Below are 16,172 nucleotides of genomic sequence, written 5' to 3'. Positions count from 1 at the left end.
TTTGATCTCCCTTACTCAGGCTGCACGTTGCAGGGCGTGGCGCTTGTTGGCCTGGGCGAGCTTGCCCACCAGGCGGACCGCCGTGGCGGCGCAGATCAGGCCGAAGGGCAGCACGTACCAGGCGCTCATCGGAATGCGCTTGAAGTTGGAGTAGGCAAAGATCGCCGCCAATACCCACATGCCGGTGGTGTGCAGGCGTTTCCAGGCGGTGGCGCCGATCAGCCGCGTGGTGCTTTTGAACGAGGTCAGGGCCAGCAGCAGGATGAACACATAACCCACACTGCCGGGCAGATTGCCGACGGTAGTGCGGCCGGGCCAGAACTCGGTGTTGAGCTGGCCGTACCAATAGATCAACACCGCGTGCACCAGATGCGAAAAAGCAAAGGCCAAGCCGATGAAGCGCCGTTCGCGCACCAGGGACTTGCTCCAGGGCGAGGGCACCAGTACGGCAAACGCCGAAGCGGTGAAGGCCAGCAGGAACAGGGCAAAGGATGACCGGGCGGTGGCGCGAATGGCGCTGCGCACGCCTTCGGTGAGGTCCGGGTTGACTGCCAGGGTCAGCGCGGTCATCAACAGCACCAGGGCGGCAATCAGGCTGAACAGCGACCAGCCCTGGAAACGGAAAGCAGGTGGCGTTGCGGTGGTGGCAGGCATGGGTAGGCTCCTTGGATTCATGGCCCGGCCGTCAGGGTGGCCGGGGACACAAGGAGTCTTTCAAGCGGGTGTAAGCGGGGTGTGTCTGGAATGACGCTGGTGTGCAAGTTTGTGTATGTCATGTGCCCGCTGACACACTGATATACAAACCCAACATCAAGCCGAATGCCGAACCCTGTGGGAGCGAGCCTGCTCGCGAAGGCGTCAGGTCAGCCAACAGTGATGTCGACTCGCAAAGCGTTTTCGCGAGCAGGCTCGCTCCCACAGGGAAATACTGTTCACTTAAGGCAATCCACAGGGGCTTGATCAGCTTCCGGATGGGGTATTGCAAGCCAACCGCAACTCGGCACACAACCCGCCGCCATCGCGATTGCTCAAGGTCAGCGAGCCGCCCATGGCACTCGCCAGTTGTTGGGCAATGGCTAGTCCCAGGCCCGTGCCGCCGGTTTCCCGATTGCGCGAGCTCTCCACCCGGTAGAACGGCTTGAGCACTTCGGCCAGTTCTGCCTCGCTGATGCCGGGCCCGCGATCCAGCACCTGGATCGCCAGTTGCCCATGGGTGGCAGGCTGGACCTGGATCTGCGCCGCGCCGCCGAATTTCAGCGCGTTGTCCACCAGATTGACCAACACCCGCCGCAGCGCATGGGGACGGGTGTCGATTACGGCGGCGTTCTTGCCCGACAACTGCACGTCCTGGCCGGTGTCCTGGTAGTCGAACACCAAACTGTCGAGAAACGCATCCAGGCTGATCCGGCAACTGGCCTCGGTGGCGCCATGGATGCTGCGAGCGTAGGCCACGCCCTCACGCACGAGGTGTTCCATCTCGCTCAGATCGCTGCACAGTTTGTCCTTTTCGATGCCGTCGTCCATGAATTCTGCGCGCAGTTTCATGCGGGTGATGGGCGTCTGCAAGTCATGGGAAATCGCCGCCAGCAGTTGCATGCGCTCCTTGAGGTAGGCGGCAATGCGGTCCTGCATGGCATTGAACGCCTTTGCCGCGTGTACTACTTCAGTCGGGCCTTTTTCGTCCAGGCGCACGCCGTGGGCGTTGGGGTCGAGGGTTTCCACGGCCTGGGCCAGCCGGGTCAGCGGGCTGACAGCGATGCGCACGGCCAGCCACGTGCAGCCGATCAACAGCGCTAGTTGCCCGAGCAGCACCGCGGGCAGCCAGGGCGAAAGTGGCGCCATTGCCGGACGCACATCGATGGTCAGCGGGTTGCCGTCTTTCAGGCGCAGGTGCGCCTGGTAGTGCATCTTCGGGCCAGGGATCTGGTTATAGGTCAGCGCATAGGCTTCGCCCAGGGCCTGCTGGATCGAACTGACCGATATCGGTGCGTTGTCGGGCAACATCGGCATGCCAGGTTCGCCTTCGTCGAGCACGTAGCCGTAGTTGCGCCGGGCCAGTTTCGGCAGCCAGGCCTCGCGCTCGCCGGCCGGCAGGCGATCGAGGATGGCGACGGACGTCGAGACGTCGGTCTCGAGGTTGCCGAGCATGGTGTTCTTCGCGCTCTCGTAGCGTTCGTAATACTGGACGCCAAACGACAGGCCTTGGGCCAGGACCAGGCCGATCAGGAAGATCAACGACAAGCGCGAGGCGAGGGTACGAGGCCAGCGCAGCGACAGCTTCATACCGACGCCTCGAGGATCTCCACCGGCAGCGAGAACACGTAGCCTTCGCTGCGTACGGTCTTGATGTAGGCCGGTTCACGGGCATCGTCCAGCAGGCGCTGGCGCAAGCGGCTCACCAGCAGGTCGATGGAACGATCGAACAGATCGGCGTCGCGGCCTTGGGTCAGGTTCAGCAACTGGTCGCGGTTGAGTACCCGCTGCGGATGATCGAGGAACACCCGCAACAGACGGTACTCCGCGCCGCTCAGGGCGACCATGGTGCCGTCGCTGTCCAGCAGGTGGCGGGCGGTGGTGTCCAGCCGCCAGCGACCGAACGCCAGCAGGCGTCCGCTCTCGGTGACCACCAGATTGGGCGGCAACATCCGGGTGCGGCGCAGCACGGCGTTGATTCGGGCGAGCAGCTCGCGAGCGGCGAAAGGCTTGACCAGATAGTCGTCGGCGCCCATTTCCAGGCCGATGATGCGGTCGGTTTCGTCGTTGCGGGCGGTGAGCATCAGCACCGGCGTGGCCTTGTGCTTGCCGGCGCGCAGTTCCCGACACAACACCAGGCCATCATCGCCGGGCATCATGATATCCAGCACGATCAGGTCCACCGGGGTGGTTTCCAGGAAGGCCCGCATCTGCCGGCCATCGGCGACCACGGTGGTGCGCAGGCCGTTCTTTTTCAGGTAGTTGCCCACCAGCTCTCGAATCTCGCGATCGTCATCGACGATCAACACATGATCGACATGATCCATGCTGTTCTGCCCCTTGGCGTTTTGTTGTTGACCAGTCTACAGGCACCAGCCGGCCTGGCCCGCGACGGTTTGTATTGCAGTGTATCTGGCGCGCGGCGGATACACAGCGATGCAAAAAGCCCCTTGCCCGATACAGGCGCGATACCTGGGCGGCATTCAATGGCATCCATCGAGGCAACACAACGGGCCTCTGCGATAAACCATTGAATCGAGGACATCGTCATGAACACCAAAGCCATCTACGCCGCCTGCCTGTTTGCCGCGCTGAACATCTGCACCTTGTCGGCGCGGGCCGAAAGCGACGTTCAGCCGCAGACCTATAGCTACGGCAGCCACCTGGACGTGCGCAAAGTGCTGTCCCTGACCGAAGACCCGCAACCGGCCTGTGGCGTGGTCAATGCCCACATGACCTATCTGGATTCCGCGGGACACGAGCAGGCACTGGACTATCGCAAGTTTTCTGATCACTGCACCAACCAGAACTGACGTTCTCTCGTGGCGAGGGAGCTTGCTCCCGCTGGGCCGCGAAGCGGCCCCAAAAACGCATTGACCATTCGGTGTGTCAGGCAGATACGAGGGGGCGCTCCGCGCCCAGCGGGAGCAAGCTCCCTCGCCACGGGTTCTTCCGCCAACTTTCATTTTGAGGTGTTGCCATGCTTCTGATCGCTTTTCTCGGCGGGGTCCTGACGATCCTCAGCCCTTGCATCCTGCCCGTGGTGCCATTCCTGTTCGCCCGCGCCAATCAATCGCGCGGCTCGGTGCTGCTGACTCTGGCCGGCATGGCGCTGACCTTCGCCCTGGTGTCGAGCCTGGCGGTGGTCAGCAGCGAGTGGGTCATCCGCGCCAGCAGCGTCGGCCGGCAAGTCGCCTTGGTGGTGATGGTGCTGTTTGCCTTGTCGCTGATGTTCAGCCGGGTCGGCACGTGGCTCGCGCGGCCGCTGGTCAGCCTGGGCAATCGCCTCGACGCCGGAGCTGGACGGATGGCTGGGCCGCTGGCGTCGCTGCTGATCGGCGTCGCCACTGGGCTGCTCTGGGCGCCGTGCGCCGGGCCGATCCTTGGAGTGATCCTGACCGGGGCGATGCTGCAAGGCGCCAGCGCGCAGACCAGCCTGTTGCTGCTTGCCTACGGCCTGGGCAGCGCCTTGTCGCTGGGTACGCTGATCCTGGCCGGGCGTGGCCTGATCGGTCGGCTGAAACCGTCGCTGCCAATCACCGCGTGGCTGCGTCGGGCGACGGGCGGGCTGGTGTTGCTGGCGGCCGTGGCGATCGGCAGCGGGGCAGATGACCGGTTGTTGGCGGCGACGTCCTCCGAACAGTCCGCCAGCCTGGAAAAAAGCCTGCTGGAGAACGTGCCCAAGGCCATCGATTACGTGGTCAGCAAGGCTGACGCCAGCAGCCTGCCGCCCCTGGATGCCCAGGGCGCGATGCCTTCGCTGGCAGGCGCGGTGCAGTGGCTCAACTCGCCGCCGCTGGACAGCGAGTCACTGCGGGGCAAAGTGGTGCTGGTGGATTTCTGGACCTATGACTGCATCAACTGCCAGCACACGCTGCCGTACGTGAATGGTTGGGCGAAGAAATACGAGAAGGACGGGCTGGTGGTGATCGGCGTGCATACGCCGGAATACGGCTACGAGAAGATCATCGATAACGTTCGCGAACAGGTGCGCAAGCTCGACATCCATTACCCGGTGGCCATCGACAACCAATATTCGATCTGGCGCGCCTTCAACAACCAGTACTGGCCGGCCCATTACTTCATCGATGCCAAGGGGCAGGTGCGCTACAGCCACTTTGGCGAAGGGAGTTATGCAGAGCAGGAGCAAGTGATTCAACAACTGCTGCAAGAAGCGAAGGCCAGCAACTGACCCGTGGCGAGGGAGCTTGCTGTGGTGAGGGGATTTATCCCCGCTGGGTCGCGAAGCGGCCCCTTTGACCTACCTGATAAACCAAGTTGCCAGGTGTTGGGGCTGCTTTGCAGCCCAGCGGGGATAAATCCCCTCGCCACGGTAGAAAGTAATTAAAAATAATGGCTTGAGAAATAATCCTATAGTTATTTCTAGGTTGCGCCGCAAAGGCCTGGGGCAAAATGAAAATGCTGGCCCCTTGCTCATTCACACCAAGTCAAACTTCTTTCATTTCAGAATGTTGGACGACAAACCTATGCGCGTTTCTATATGGATCGCGGCGGCTGTGGTGCTGACCGCTGTCTCGCTTGAAGCCCAGGCCAGGGCGCTTACCTCGAACCAGCAGTCGGTGTGTCGCTGGGGTTCGGACATTGCGGCGGGCGCCCAGGCGTCGAAGCTGTCCGGTGTCAGCCTGTATGGGGCGCGCAAGAAGCTGCAGGTGCGCAAGTTTGCGCGGCCATGGATGCGCATGACTGCCTTGGGCATTACCGAGCAGACCTACAACAGCGCATCGCGGCTCAAGCCTGCCGCCGTCGAGCAGACCTATTACGAACAATGCGTGCGTCATGCGTTGGCGCGACGCTAGCCCCTCAGCGGCAATCGCATTTTTCAAGGTGTAAGTTCAGGTGTACGCCAGCAATCGACCGCAGAGAATCACCGCGATCCATAGCGCGATCGATACCAGTGCCTGGACACGTGCCAGCCCGGGGGCCTTCTGGCCGGTATTCCATTGTTCGACCGAACGGTAGGTTCCGACATGAAACAGCAGGGCGTTGATGCCCGCCGCCGCAATCAGACCGAGCTTGAGGATAAAGACGTTATTGCCGGCGAAATCCTGCGGGTGCGCGCTGAACATCATCAGCCCGGCCGGTACGATCAGCAGCAGGGCCCCGACGGCCCAGGTCAGCAGGTGCCGGGCGAGGGCGGTCACGGCGATGGCCTTGGACAGGCCGAGGACGCGCAAGTCGAACATCACCACCGCGCCCACCAGTACTGAAAAGCCGATGATGTGCAGCACCTCCACCAGCGGGTACAGCCATAGCTCGTCGCGCATGGCCAATGCCAGCGACGAGTCGGCCAGCCGGTCCATCCAGCCTTGCGCGGCCGGACCCGTGGCCTGCATCAGCGCAACTCGGTGGTCTTGTCATCAATGGTGATGCGCTCGGCGCGCAGTTCATCGGGTTTGTTGCGGTTGGCATAGCCGACCACGGTGGCTGAGTTACCCGCCTTGAGCATGTCCTTGGTCAGCCCGCGGCTTTCCATGCGTGAGGGCGGCGCCAGCACTACGGTCCAGGTCTTGTCGGTGGTTTGCAGGCGCACGGTGCCGTGGGGATGGGAATACCCGGATTGCTTTATCGTGCCTTCCAGCGTCAAGGGGTTGCTGGCGTCGTATTCGCTCCAGCCATGGTGGGCAAACGCCGCCGTGGCGACCAGCAACGACGATAAACCAATGCAGCGAAGGGTGAGGTTCATGACAAGCTCTCCGGTTCAATTGGGATGATATTCGCTCCAGACCCGCTGCCCGTCGAGTTGAAGCAGCTGTTCCTCGACCTCGCGGAAACGTCGGTCGCAGTCGAGAAAGAATTCATCGAGTTGCGGCGGCTCGACGTGGGTGGCGCTGAGCATGGTATGGACTTGGCCGCGGTGGTGGATCTGGTGCTCGAACAGGTGCAACAGCAACCGGTCGATCCGCTCGCAGACCCTGCCGTCGGCGCGCACCAGGTCGATGGAGCGGGCAAGGTCCGTTTCCCGCAGGGTTTCGCAGAAAGCCACCAGCCGCTGGTCGGTCTTGCCCTGGTTTTCCTTGAGCTCAGCGAAAGCCAGGGTCCGGAAGAAATCCCGTTCCTGGCCGTCAACATCGCCTTCCAGGGCAGTCAGGTAATAACGGTCAACCTCAAGGATATGGCACAGCGTGGCTTGGATGGAGGGGAAAAAACTGGTGCGGTAGGCTTCGTATTCGGCCGTGTTCAGTTGCGCGCAGGCGCCCAGCAGCCGGTGGTTGGCCCATTGGTTGTTCAGGGCCTGGGCCAGGAAATAGTTCATGGAACGCCTCCCGTTCGCGTCGTTGCGCCGGGCGAAAGCGTAGCAAAGACTGGCGGTGGCGACGTGTTGCTGGTCGGTTGGCCCTACGAACAGAGTGCAACCTTTGTGGGAGCGAGCCTGCTCGCGAAGACGGCGGCACATCCAGCACCTTCGAATCAGGCAGACCGCTTTCGCGAGCAGGCTCGCTCCCACAGGGTCTTCATCGGCTGCGGCTTTACAGCCCCACATCCGGCAACGCCGGCCGATTGGCCAGGGCCTTGGCCATGATCTGCTCCACGTACACCCGGTCTTCTTCCGGCAAGGCCAGGCGCGGTGGGCGGGTGAGGGCGCTGCCACGACCGGCGATGGCTTCGCACAGCTTGATGCATTGGACCAGGTCGGCGCGGGCGTCCAGGTGCAGGATCGGCATCAGCCATTCGTAGATCGGCATGGCTTCGGCGAACCGTCCGGCGCGGGCCAGGCGGAAGATGGTTTCGCCTTCTTTCGGGAACACGTTGGACATGCCCGAGACCCAGCCCTCGGCGCCGACGGCGAGGCTTTCCAGGACCACATCATCGAGACCGGCAAACAGCACGAAGCGATCACCGACTTCGTTGCGCACATCGATGAAGCGGCGGGTGTCGCCGGAGGAATCCTTGAAACACACCACGTTGTCGCAGTCGGCCAGGGAAATCAGGATGTCCGGGGTGACATCGTTCTTGTAGATCGGCGGGTTGTTGTAGACCATCAGCGGCACGTCGGCATGCCGGGCCACGTAGCGGAAATGTTCGGCGGTCTCGAACGGCTTGGAGCCGTAGACCAGCGCCGGCATCAGCATGACCCCGTCGACACCGACCTTGCGCACTGCGTTGGCGACCTTGGCGGCCTGCACGCTGGTGAACTCGGCCACGCCGCAGATCACCGGCACCCGGCCACGGGAGGCGTCCACCGCCACTTCGGTCACGGCGATTTTTTCCTCGGCGCTCAAGGAGGTGTTTTCCCCCACGGAACCACAGACCACCAGGCCGGAAACGCCATCGCGGATGACGTTGGAAATGACCTGGTGGGTTTTTTCCAGGTTGATGGAAAAGTCTTCGTTGAATTGGGTGGTGACAGCGGGGAATACGCCGCTCCAGTTGATGCGTTTGCTCATGAGTTGTCTCCGTTTTTGATAGGCTTTTGTGGCGAGGGAGCTTGCTCCCGCTGGGTCGCGAAGCGGCCCCCAGGATCTGACTGACACACCGAGTTATCAGCCTTCAGGACTGCTTCGCAGTCCAGCGGGAGCAAGCTCCCTCGCCACAAGGGTTTTGGGTGAAGCTGGAAATCATGCCCCCGGCCAGGTATCCGAAAGCCGATAGCCCTGCGGCCACGGATCGCTTGGGTCGAGCAACAACTGGTGGGTACCGGTAATCCACGCCCGTCCGGCAATGCACGGGTAGATCGCCGGGCGTCCGGCCACGTCGGTCAGTGAATCGATCCGGCAGTGAAATTCGGAGCCGATGATCGAGCGGCCGATAAACCGTTCGCCCACTTGCATCAAGCCTTTGGCGTGCAGCACCGCCATGCGCGCCGAGCAGCCGGTGCCAGTGGGGGAGCGGTCGATCTTGCCGGGCTGGATGACGACGGCGTTGGCGCCGGTGGCGATGCCGTTTTCCGTCACGAGGGGCGCCGCGATCTGGCAGAAAGAAATGTGCGACCAGTCGGAATTCAACGGGTGCACGAAGCCCAATTGCTCGTTCGCCGCGCGGGTAATTTTCAGCCCCACGGCCACCAGCTCGGCGGCCTCGTCAGGCCGGATGGCAAAGCCCAGGCGCTGGGCGTCGACGATGACAAAGCTGTCGCCACCGTAGGCCGTGTCCACCTGCAGCGAACCCAGGCCCTCGACTTCGATCCAGGCATCGAGGCGGTCGGCGAACGAGGGTACGTTCTTGATCTCGACCCGCTGCACCTTGCCGTCGCGGCAGTCGGCCACGGCTTCGATCAGGCCACCCGGTGCTTCCAGCACCAACCGCGTCTGGGGTTCGCTCATCGGCAGGATGCCGCTGTCCAGCAGCACGGTGGCGACGCACAGCGAGTTGGAGCCGGACATCGGCGGCGTGTCGGCCGGCTCCATGATGATCCAGGCCATTTGCGCCCGCGGGTCCTTGGCCGGCACCAGCAGATTGACGTGGCGAAACACACCGCCCCGGGGTTCGTTGAGGACGAAGTTGCGCAGGGTCTGGTCCTGGGCGATCCAGCGTGACTGTTCCCACACGGTGGCGCCGGGTGGCGGCGCGACGCCGCCGACGATCACATCGCCGACTTCGCCTTCGGCGTGGCAGCTGACTACATGGATGATTTTTGATGAGCGCATGGATCAGATCCTTGTGTTGTCTGGTCGGGCCTCTTCGCGAGCAGGCTCGCTCCCACAGGGTTCAATGGTGTACACGAGTCCGTGTGGGAGCGAGCCTGCTCGCGAAAGGGCCATTCGCTATTTCACCGATTTCAGAAACGCCGCCGTCTCCGGCTGCTGCGGATTGCCGATCACTTGGTCCGGCGGCCCGATCTCATGAACTCGACCATTGCAAAAGAACGCCACCCGGTCGGAGACGTCGCGGGCGAAGCGGATCTCGTGCGTCACCAGCACCATGGTCATGCCGTCCTCGGCGAGCATGCGCATGGTGTCCAGCACCTCACCCACCAGTTGCGGGTCCAGCGCCGAGGTGGCTTCGTCGAACAGCATGTAGTCGGGTGACATCGCCAGCGCCCGGGCGATGGCCATGCGTTGCTGCTGGCCGCCGGACAGCTTGCCGGGGAAGGCCTTGAGCTTGTCGCCCAGGCCGACGTGCTCAAGCTGGCGCACCGCCAGCGCCTCGGCGTCCTGTTTGCTCTTGCCCAGTACCTTGCGCGGCGCGAGCATGACGTTTTCCAGCACGGTGAGGTGGGGAAAGGCGTTCCATTGCTGGAAGACAATGCCGATCTTCTGTCGCAAGCGATTGAGGTCGGTGGCGCTGTCGTGGACCTCCACGCCGTCCACGCGGATGCTGCCTTTCTGGATCGGCTCCAGGCCATTGATGCACATCAGCAGGGTCGATTTGCCGGAGCCGGAGCCGCCGATGATCGAGACGACTTCGCCCTTGTCCACCGTCAGGCTGACACCCTTGACCACCTCCAGGTTGCCGAATGATTTGTGCACGTTTTCGATCTCAATCATTTTCCTGCCACCTTCTTTCCAGGCGCGCGCCGAGGCGGGCGACCACCAGGCTCATGACGTAGTAGATGAGGCCCGCGATGCACAGCACCAGCAGGGGTTCTTGAATCCGCGTGACAATGGTCTGCGAGGCGCGGAGCAATTCGACGATGCCGATCCACATCACCAGGGCGGTGTCTTTCATCACCCCCAGCACCAGGTTCAACCAGCCAGGGAAGGCCACCCGCGTGGCGATCGGCAGGACGATGAAGCGCAAGTCCTGGAGGTAGCTCAGGCCCAGGGAACGACTGGCCCGCCGGGTGCTCAGCGGCACCGCCAGCACGCCACCGCGGACGATCTCGGTGAAGTACGCGGCGGCATAGACGCCGAGCACGATACAACCGACGGCGAAGGCACTGAGGTCCAGGCCGACGATGCTCTTGAGGGAGTTGAACAGCACGAACTGGATCAACAACGGCACACTGCGAAACACGTCCAATACCCAGGCCAACGGCAGGCTGGCGCGGGGCAGCAACGCCCGTAGCAAACCGAACAGCAACCCGGCGAGGGTGCCCAGCAGGATCGACCAGGCGGTCAATTGCACCGTGACCCAGGCACCCTCGAGCAGGTACAGCACGTCATTAACGGTAAGGCTTGTAGAAAACATGACCAGCCCTCAATAACGAAACAGCCGCCAGGACAACAGCCGGGCCAGCCCGACGATCAGCTTGGCGATCAGGTAGTAGAGCAGCGCCGCGAGGGCGAAGTATTCGAAGGTGCGGAAGGTCTTGACGTTGTATTCCTGGGTCACGCCGGTGAGGTCGTTGTTCAAGCCGACCACCACGCCCAGGGATGTCATCAGCACCGCCCAGACCATCTGGTTGGTCAGGGGGTAGAAGACGATCCGCAGCAACTGCGGGACGATGATCATCCGGTAGGCCTGGAACGCGCTCATGCCCAGGGAACGGGCCGCGCGCATCTGCGTGCCCGGCACCGCCTTGAGGCCGCCGCGAAAGTTCTCCGCCAGATAGCCGGCGTTGTTGAAGGTGATACCGGCCAGCAAGGCGAACCATGAACTGACGTGCAGGCCGAGAGAGCCGAGACCGAAATAGAGGATGTAGATCTGGAACAACGACGGCGTGTTGCGGGCGATCGATACCCAGCCGTTGGCAACGCCGCGCAACAACGGATGACGGGCCTGGCGCATCACGGTCAGGAGTAGGGCGATCAGCACGCCGAAAATCATCGACAGGGCGGCCGTTTCGAAGGTCACCCAGGCGCCGGCAAGCATATCGGGCAGCGCGCGCAGGGCCGGGCGCCATTGGAAGCTGTAGTCAAACATGGCTCGGGTTTCCCTTGCGTGCGATAGGTTGCAACCACTGCGGCGGCTGGCCGCTGGCCGTGGCGGTACAGGCGGCCTCGACGCAATCCCCAAGGCTGGCGAAGTGCACGCTGCGCCCCACCAGGCCGGGTGCGTAGTGGGCGTACTTGCCGGAATTGGTCATCAGGGTCGTGGCGGCCGGAGGGATCACCGGTTCACCCAGCATGCACCAGCAGGTGTCGGTGACCAGCGTCGCGCCGAAAGCCTCGATGGGCTCCAGGTAACCGGCCTGGCGAGCCTGCTCCAGCACGGCGCGACCGCAGGTGATCGCCACTACCACGTCGGAGTGCCTGGTTCGTCCCGCACAAATGTTCGCCAGGGTGGCGAATTCGCTCAGGGAGAAGTGCGGGTTACCCAGGGAAACCACATCCACATGGCGGTGCCGGGCGCTGTTGAGTTCGCGCCAACTGGCGAGCAGTCCCGTCGCGTCCACGGTTTTCACCGATAACACGGCGTCGTGATCCAGCACCTGGGCCGGGTCCATGGCCTCCGGCGTCACCCCGGCGATGTGGAACAACGGCGCCGCGCTGGTGGTGGCGAACGCGGCGCCGAAGGCTTTCAGGTCGTCCAGGGTCGGCGCGGCGTCTTCCAGGCCTCGGATCAGCGGGATACGCCGCCCCGTGAGGCTGCCAATGTGATAGCCGAGCAGCGGGTAGAAGCTGTCATCCGCTGATTCTGTCCTCGGCACCTCGACGATCAGGCCGGCCTTGCGCTGGTCATCGAGATGACAACCGGCCAGCGGCGCTCGGCCACACAAGGCAATGCAGATATCGAGGAAGTCCGGGTACTTCTGCGTCCGCGCACCGAGCACGCTGTTGGCATAGACCACCGCGTTGGACTCGGCCCAGACGATCTGTTCACCCGCCGTCGGCGCGGTGTCGAGCAGGTAGGGTGCACAGGTGAAACTCAATTGCGCGCCCATCGCCATGTAGGCGTCGCCCAAGGCACTGGCCGGCTCGCCCAGGGCCGGATCGACGCCGAGCTCACGCCAGCGGCGCTGGTCCACGGAAATCGAATTGAGGGTGGTGGGCACGCATACCTTTGCGCCCCACTGCACCAGTTGTTCGGCAAAACGCAGGCTGGCCGGGCCGGTATAAATGCAGCCGTCGATGTGGGCCTGGGTAATGTCCAGCAACTGTCCGGCGCCCTGGATGTCGGCCATGCGCAGGACGATTTGCATCGCCACCTGGGCAGCCTTGCCATGGGCCCCGTCAAGCAGCGCCTGGTCCCGTTCGTTCAGGCTGACGGTGGAGGGCCGGAACGGCTGCGCGCAAGTATTTTCCCCACGCCATTGGTCGTTGGGCCGACGCCCGGACAAGGTCAGGCGGTTGCCCTCGACACGCCCGAAGCCCTGGCCGCGCAAAGCGCTGAATGCCTCGCTGCCGATGCACAGCACCGGCAGCGAGCGCTGGAAAACCACCTCGGCGACAAGCACGCCCAGGGTCAGGATTTCATCGGCTTCGGCCAGCACCAGTGCCGCCGGTGCATGGCCGTTGCTGATCAGTTCCATCAACACGCTGCTGCCCGTGCAGGAGCCGCGCCCGCTGGGAATCGCCAGCACGCGCCCGGCCAAGCGCTCGCCACTGAGCGGGTGGTGTCGGTCGATGACTTCGCCCGTGGCCGGATCAACCCCGCCCCAAAAGCTCAGGCCGACATCGGCGAACAACAGGCTGCCCTCGGCGGCACCCTCGACCAGGCTGCGGCCCTGCAGGCGGATAGGCGTGCTCGGCATGCCGCGATCCTCAGTAATAAACCTGCGGCACGGTCAGGTTGGCCGGCGGTATGTCGCTGCCGACCCACTTTACGAAGAGCTCCTTGTAGCGGCCGGTCCGCACCTGCTGGTTGACGAACAGGTTGAGGTAATTGAGCAGGCCGTATTCGTTGCGTTTGGCGCCGAGGGATACGTAGTCGATGACGTAAGGCGCGTCCCCGGCGATCTTCAGACCCTTGTACTTGCCCGACTTGATGGTCGCGGCAGCGACGGTGTTGGTCACCACGGTGGCATCGATGTGGCCCTGGGCGACGGCCAGCAGTGTGTCGTTCTGCGATTGATAGGCGCGGAAACTGCCGCTGCCCCAGCTCTTCTGGTCTTTCTCCAGAGCGATGGCTTCATAGGTGCTGCTGGTGTTGCCGAGCTTCTTGCCCTTGAGGTCGGCGTAGCCGTTGATGCCCGTGTCGTCGCGGGTCAGCACGACCATCTGGAAAGCGAAGTAGGGCACGGTCAGGCCGACGGTCTTGGCTCGCTCCAGGGTGTCTGAAGTGGAGGCGACGATGACATCGGCGCGGCCCGAGAGCAGCGCGGGGATTCGGTCGGAGAATGGCGTTTCCACAACCTCCGCGTCGACGCCGAGAACCTTCGCCAGATCGTGGCAATAGTCCACGTCGAATCCTGCCGGTTTGTTGCTTTCATCGCGAAAGCCCATCGGTGGGAAGTCCAGTGTCACGGCGCAGCGCAGTTTTCCCGAGCCGATGATGTCGTCGAGTTTGTCGGCGTGGGCGGGAAGGATGAGCAGGGGAAACAGGGCCACGCCGAGGGCTACGGCCAATCCAGGGTTTTTCATAAATGCCTCGCTGTCGAATAAGTGCTGGGAAATATCGTATTGAGGATTTCGTATACGATATTAAATAAGCAATCGACGTGCCTGTTTTTGTTTTCCCGATAAATCGTCGGTAAGCGCTTGATATACCGAGGGTTGCCGATGCTGCTTGCTGACGTTGGCGAGCAGGCGCGTCAGGTGCGGTGTTACAGATCGGAGCAGTGGTACTCGCGCACGCCCGATAAAGGAACAGCAATCAGCGCTGGTTTTCCCGGTATTGGCTGGGAGACAGGCTGGTCAGGGCGCGGAACTGGCGACTGAACGCGCTGTGATCGGTGTAGCCGCAGCGCAGGGCGATCTCGGTGATGGGCAAGTCCTGCTCCAGCAGCAAGCGCGAGGCTTCTTCCAGGCGCGCCTTGTGAATCATTTGCCGGGGCGTGAGCTGGAAGATGCGCTTGCAGTGTCGCGCCAGTTGCGCCACCGACAACCCGGCGATGGCGGTCAGCTCGGCCAGGCTGATGGTACGGGCGAAGTGGCGCTTGATGTGTGCATCCACCGCCGCCAGCTTCTGGAACGCCGGGTGGCTCGATTGTGGCAGTTGCAGGTCACGTGAGATTCCGGCCAGGCCGACGATCCGGCCAGTGAGGTCGTGCAGGGCCAGTTTGTGGGTCAGGCACCACACTGGCTGGTTGCCGTAATACAGGTGCAGTTCGAGTTGGTCGGCCAGTTCTCTTCCGCTGGCGAGCACTCGGCGGTCCTGTTCGGTGTACAGCGGGCCGAAGCGTTCCGGGAATACTTGTTCGGCGGTGAGGCCGAGCAGGTCGTTGCGCTCTTTGAAGCCGCAGCGTCGGGCCAGGGTCTGGTTGACGAAGGCATAGCGGGCCAGGTTGTCCTTGATGAAGAACACTGTGTCGGTGAGGGTGTCGAGCAGCGGCGCGATGGGTTGCAGGCTCTGGAGCAGGGTGTCGAGGTCGCAGGGGGGCAGGGAGGCGAGTGAGGGGTACATGGGCGGTGTCGTTTTTTTGTGAGGCAGGGAGTGTCGGATGGAAGTGAGGTGCTTGTCACGTGCTCCGTCTTATCTGTCTCGGGCTGTCTATTGGTGTGTATATCCGTTGCTGCGGTCACGGCGTCGTCTGGCTTTATCTGTCTTGGGCTGTCTATTGGTGTGTATATCCGTTGCTGTGGTAACGGCCACTTTGGGTTCCGCCCTTACGGCGGCTCACTTTTGAGAAGCGCAAAAGTAAGCAAAACGCTCTTGCCCCACCACTCGGCACCTCGCCTAGGCTCGGTGTGCCCTCACTCCGGCATTGCTCCGTGGGCCGCCGCGAAGGGCCATCCATGGCCCAGCGCGGCTAACCCGGCATCCATGCCGGGTTGCCCACTGCGCAATGCCTGCGTTCGGCCAGCGTGGTTAATGGGGCGCTGAGATCACAGTCAAAAGCAGGGCAAGAGCAAGAGCAAGAGCGAGAGCGAGAGCGGGGCAGGAACCAGGCCGTTCGTCGGGTGCTTGGATGCAAGCGCCTCCGGTCGATTGCTTTGAACTCGGCCACGGCAATCATTTCTACATGCACCCCCATTCAAGCCGAGGCACTATCCGCGCAATGCCCAGAATTCTGACTCACCCTACGCCCGAAGAAGATCTGACCGAGCACAATGCCAAGCTGTTTGGCTCACCCAAGGAGCGGCTGGATTTCTATCGGCGGGAAATCCAGTACGAAACCAGTATTCTCGCCAATCGAACCGACGCGTATCTGGCCGCACAGTCTTTCCTGGTGATTGCCTTTGCGTCGTGCATGGCCAACCTGAATCCGGAGTGGGGCAAGCTTTTCACGCTGATCGTGCCGCCATTCCTGGCGCTGCTCGGTTTCCTGAGTTCGCTCAACGCCTGGCCGGGGATTCGGGCTGCCTACGAGATCATCGACCATTGGCATTTCAAACAAAGCGAACTGCTGCGCAGTGAACCGTTGATGGGCCTGGCCTACGATGATTCGCCGCTGTTCAGCGAGCGTGAATCGACCCACAAGGGCTATCGCAAGTCGCTGCTGTTTTCGGTGCGCACGCCGTGGATCTTCGCGGCGTTCTGGGTGTTGCTGGGGGTGTATTCGGTGTTCATCCAAGTGACCGACCCGGGTGGCTGAC

General features: G+C 62.7%; 18 protein-coding genes. 4 read left to right on the top strand and 14 right to left on the bottom strand.

Annotation, left to right across the window (positions count from 1 at the left end):
- Nucleotides 1-15: 15 nt before the first annotated feature.
- The 3 genes from J3P96_RS14250 to J3P96_RS14240 all read right to left on the bottom strand — a co-directional run bounded on the left by J3P96_RS14250 (nucleotide 16) and on the right by J3P96_RS14240 (nucleotide 3,020).
- Complete coding sequence (locus tag J3P96_RS14250) at nucleotides 16-654, bottom strand: ferric reductase-like transmembrane domain-containing protein (protein WP_434651736.1); 639 nt, start codon at nucleotides 652-654, stop codon at nucleotides 16-18.
- A gap of 306 nt (nucleotides 655-960) precedes the next feature.
- Nucleotides 961-2,283, bottom strand: a complete 1,323-nt coding sequence (locus J3P96_RS14245; protein ID WP_434651733.1) for an ATP-binding protein — start codon at nucleotides 2,281-2,283, stop codon at nucleotides 961-963.
- Nucleotides 2,280-3,020, bottom strand: coding sequence for a response regulator (locus J3P96_RS14240; RefSeq protein ID WP_123344949.1), 741 nt, complete (start codon nucleotides 3,018-3,020; stop codon nucleotides 2,280-2,282). The genes J3P96_RS14245 and J3P96_RS14240 overlap by 4 nt, the downstream gene beginning before the upstream one ends.
- Before the next feature lie 222 nt (nucleotides 3,021-3,242).
- Here J3P96_RS14240 and J3P96_RS14235 point away from each other — a divergent pair, with 222 nt between their 5' ends.
- From J3P96_RS14235 to J3P96_RS14225, 3 genes are all read left to right on the top strand, one after another.
- Complete coding sequence (locus J3P96_RS14235) at nucleotides 3,243-3,506, top strand: DUF2790 domain-containing protein (protein WP_434623828.1); 264 nt, start codon at nucleotides 3,243-3,245, stop codon at nucleotides 3,504-3,506.
- A 167-nt stretch (nucleotides 3,507-3,673) separates the two neighbouring features.
- Nucleotides 3,674-4,885: a cytochrome c biogenesis protein DipZ gene (locus tag J3P96_RS14230; RefSeq protein ID WP_434651731.1), complete on the top strand. Its 1,212-nt coding sequence runs from the start codon at nucleotides 3,674-3,676 to the stop codon at nucleotides 4,883-4,885.
- A 295-nt stretch (nucleotides 4,886-5,180) separates the two neighbouring features.
- Nucleotides 5,181-5,510, top strand: a complete 330-nt coding sequence (locus J3P96_RS14225) for a hypothetical protein (protein ID WP_434651729.1) — start codon at nucleotides 5,181-5,183, stop codon at nucleotides 5,508-5,510.
- A gap of 36 nt (nucleotides 5,511-5,546) precedes the next feature.
- Here the strand turns inward: J3P96_RS14225 and J3P96_RS14220 are convergent, their stop codons facing one another.
- From J3P96_RS14220 to J3P96_RS14170, 11 genes are all read right to left on the bottom strand, one after another.
- Nucleotides 5,547-6,047, bottom strand: coding sequence for a DUF6644 family protein (locus J3P96_RS14220; RefSeq protein ID WP_434651727.1), 501 nt, complete (start codon nucleotides 6,045-6,047; stop codon nucleotides 5,547-5,549).
- Nucleotides 6,047-6,397: a DUF6152 family protein gene (locus tag J3P96_RS14215; RefSeq protein ID WP_434568546.1), complete on the bottom strand. Its 351-nt coding sequence runs from the start codon at nucleotides 6,395-6,397 to the stop codon at nucleotides 6,047-6,049. Before J3P96_RS14215 ends, J3P96_RS14220 begins: the two co-directional genes overlap by 1 nt.
- Nucleotides 6,398-6,412: 15 nt before the next feature.
- On the bottom strand, nucleotides 6,413-6,967 hold the full coding sequence (locus J3P96_RS14210) for a DinB family protein (RefSeq protein ID WP_434651725.1): 555 nt from the start codon (nucleotides 6,965-6,967) through the stop codon (nucleotides 6,413-6,415).
- Nucleotides 6,968-7,181: 214 nt separating this feature from the next.
- Nucleotides 7,182-8,099, bottom strand: coding sequence for a dihydrodipicolinate synthase family protein (locus J3P96_RS14205; protein WP_434651723.1), 918 nt, complete (start codon nucleotides 8,097-8,099; stop codon nucleotides 7,182-7,184).
- 171 nt (nucleotides 8,100-8,270) lie between these two features.
- Entirely contained in the window at nucleotides 8,271-9,299 is a 1,029-nt protein-coding gene (locus tag J3P96_RS14200) for a trans-3-hydroxy-L-proline dehydratase (RefSeq protein ID WP_434651721.1), read from the bottom strand.
- Nucleotides 9,300-9,416: 117 nt separating this feature from the next.
- The gene (locus J3P96_RS14195; protein WP_305494738.1) at nucleotides 9,417-10,139 is read right to left on the bottom strand and encodes an amino acid ABC transporter ATP-binding protein; all 723 of its coding nucleotides are present in this window, start codon (nucleotides 10,137-10,139) and stop codon (nucleotides 9,417-9,419) included.
- Complete coding sequence (locus J3P96_RS14190) at nucleotides 10,132-10,782, bottom strand: amino acid ABC transporter permease (protein WP_434651719.1); 651 nt, start codon at nucleotides 10,780-10,782, stop codon at nucleotides 10,132-10,134. Before J3P96_RS14190 ends, J3P96_RS14195 begins: the two co-directional genes overlap by 8 nt.
- 9 nt (nucleotides 10,783-10,791) lie before the next feature.
- Nucleotides 10,792-11,457, bottom strand: coding sequence for an amino acid ABC transporter permease (locus tag J3P96_RS14185; protein ID WP_434651717.1), 666 nt, complete (start codon nucleotides 11,455-11,457; stop codon nucleotides 10,792-10,794).
- Nucleotides 11,450-13,228: a cis-3-hydroxy-L-proline dehydratase gene (gene lhpI / locus J3P96_RS14180; RefSeq protein ID WP_434651715.1), complete on the bottom strand. Its 1,779-nt coding sequence runs from the start codon at nucleotides 13,226-13,228 to the stop codon at nucleotides 11,450-11,452. The genes J3P96_RS14185 and lhpI overlap by 8 nt, the downstream gene beginning before the upstream one ends.
- Before the next feature lie 10 nt (nucleotides 13,229-13,238).
- A complete protein-coding gene (locus J3P96_RS14175; protein ID WP_434651713.1) occupies nucleotides 13,239-14,057 on the bottom strand; it encodes an ABC transporter substrate-binding protein in 819 nt (272 codons plus the stop codon).
- A gap of 232 nt (nucleotides 14,058-14,289) precedes the next feature.
- Nucleotides 14,290-15,039: a helix-turn-helix domain-containing protein gene (locus J3P96_RS14170; RefSeq protein WP_434651711.1), complete on the bottom strand. Its 750-nt coding sequence runs from the start codon at nucleotides 15,037-15,039 to the stop codon at nucleotides 14,290-14,292.
- A 595-nt stretch (nucleotides 15,040-15,634) separates the two neighbouring features.
- On the opposite strand from J3P96_RS14170, the gene J3P96_RS14165 reads away from it, so the two are divergent.
- Nucleotides 15,635-16,171: a hypothetical protein gene (locus J3P96_RS14165; protein ID WP_434651709.1), complete on the top strand. Its 537-nt coding sequence runs from the start codon at nucleotides 15,635-15,637 to the stop codon at nucleotides 16,169-16,171.
- Nucleotide 16,172 lies beyond the last annotated feature (1 nt).

Origin of the sequence: Pseudomonas sp. R3-56 (assembly GCF_051132075.1) — a bacterium.
GTDB lineage: Bacteria > Pseudomonadota > Gammaproteobacteria > Pseudomonadales > Pseudomonadaceae > Aquipseudomonas.
The sequence above is the reverse complement of the archived record's forward strand: the minus strand, read 5'-3'. Positions and strand labels throughout refer to the sequence as shown.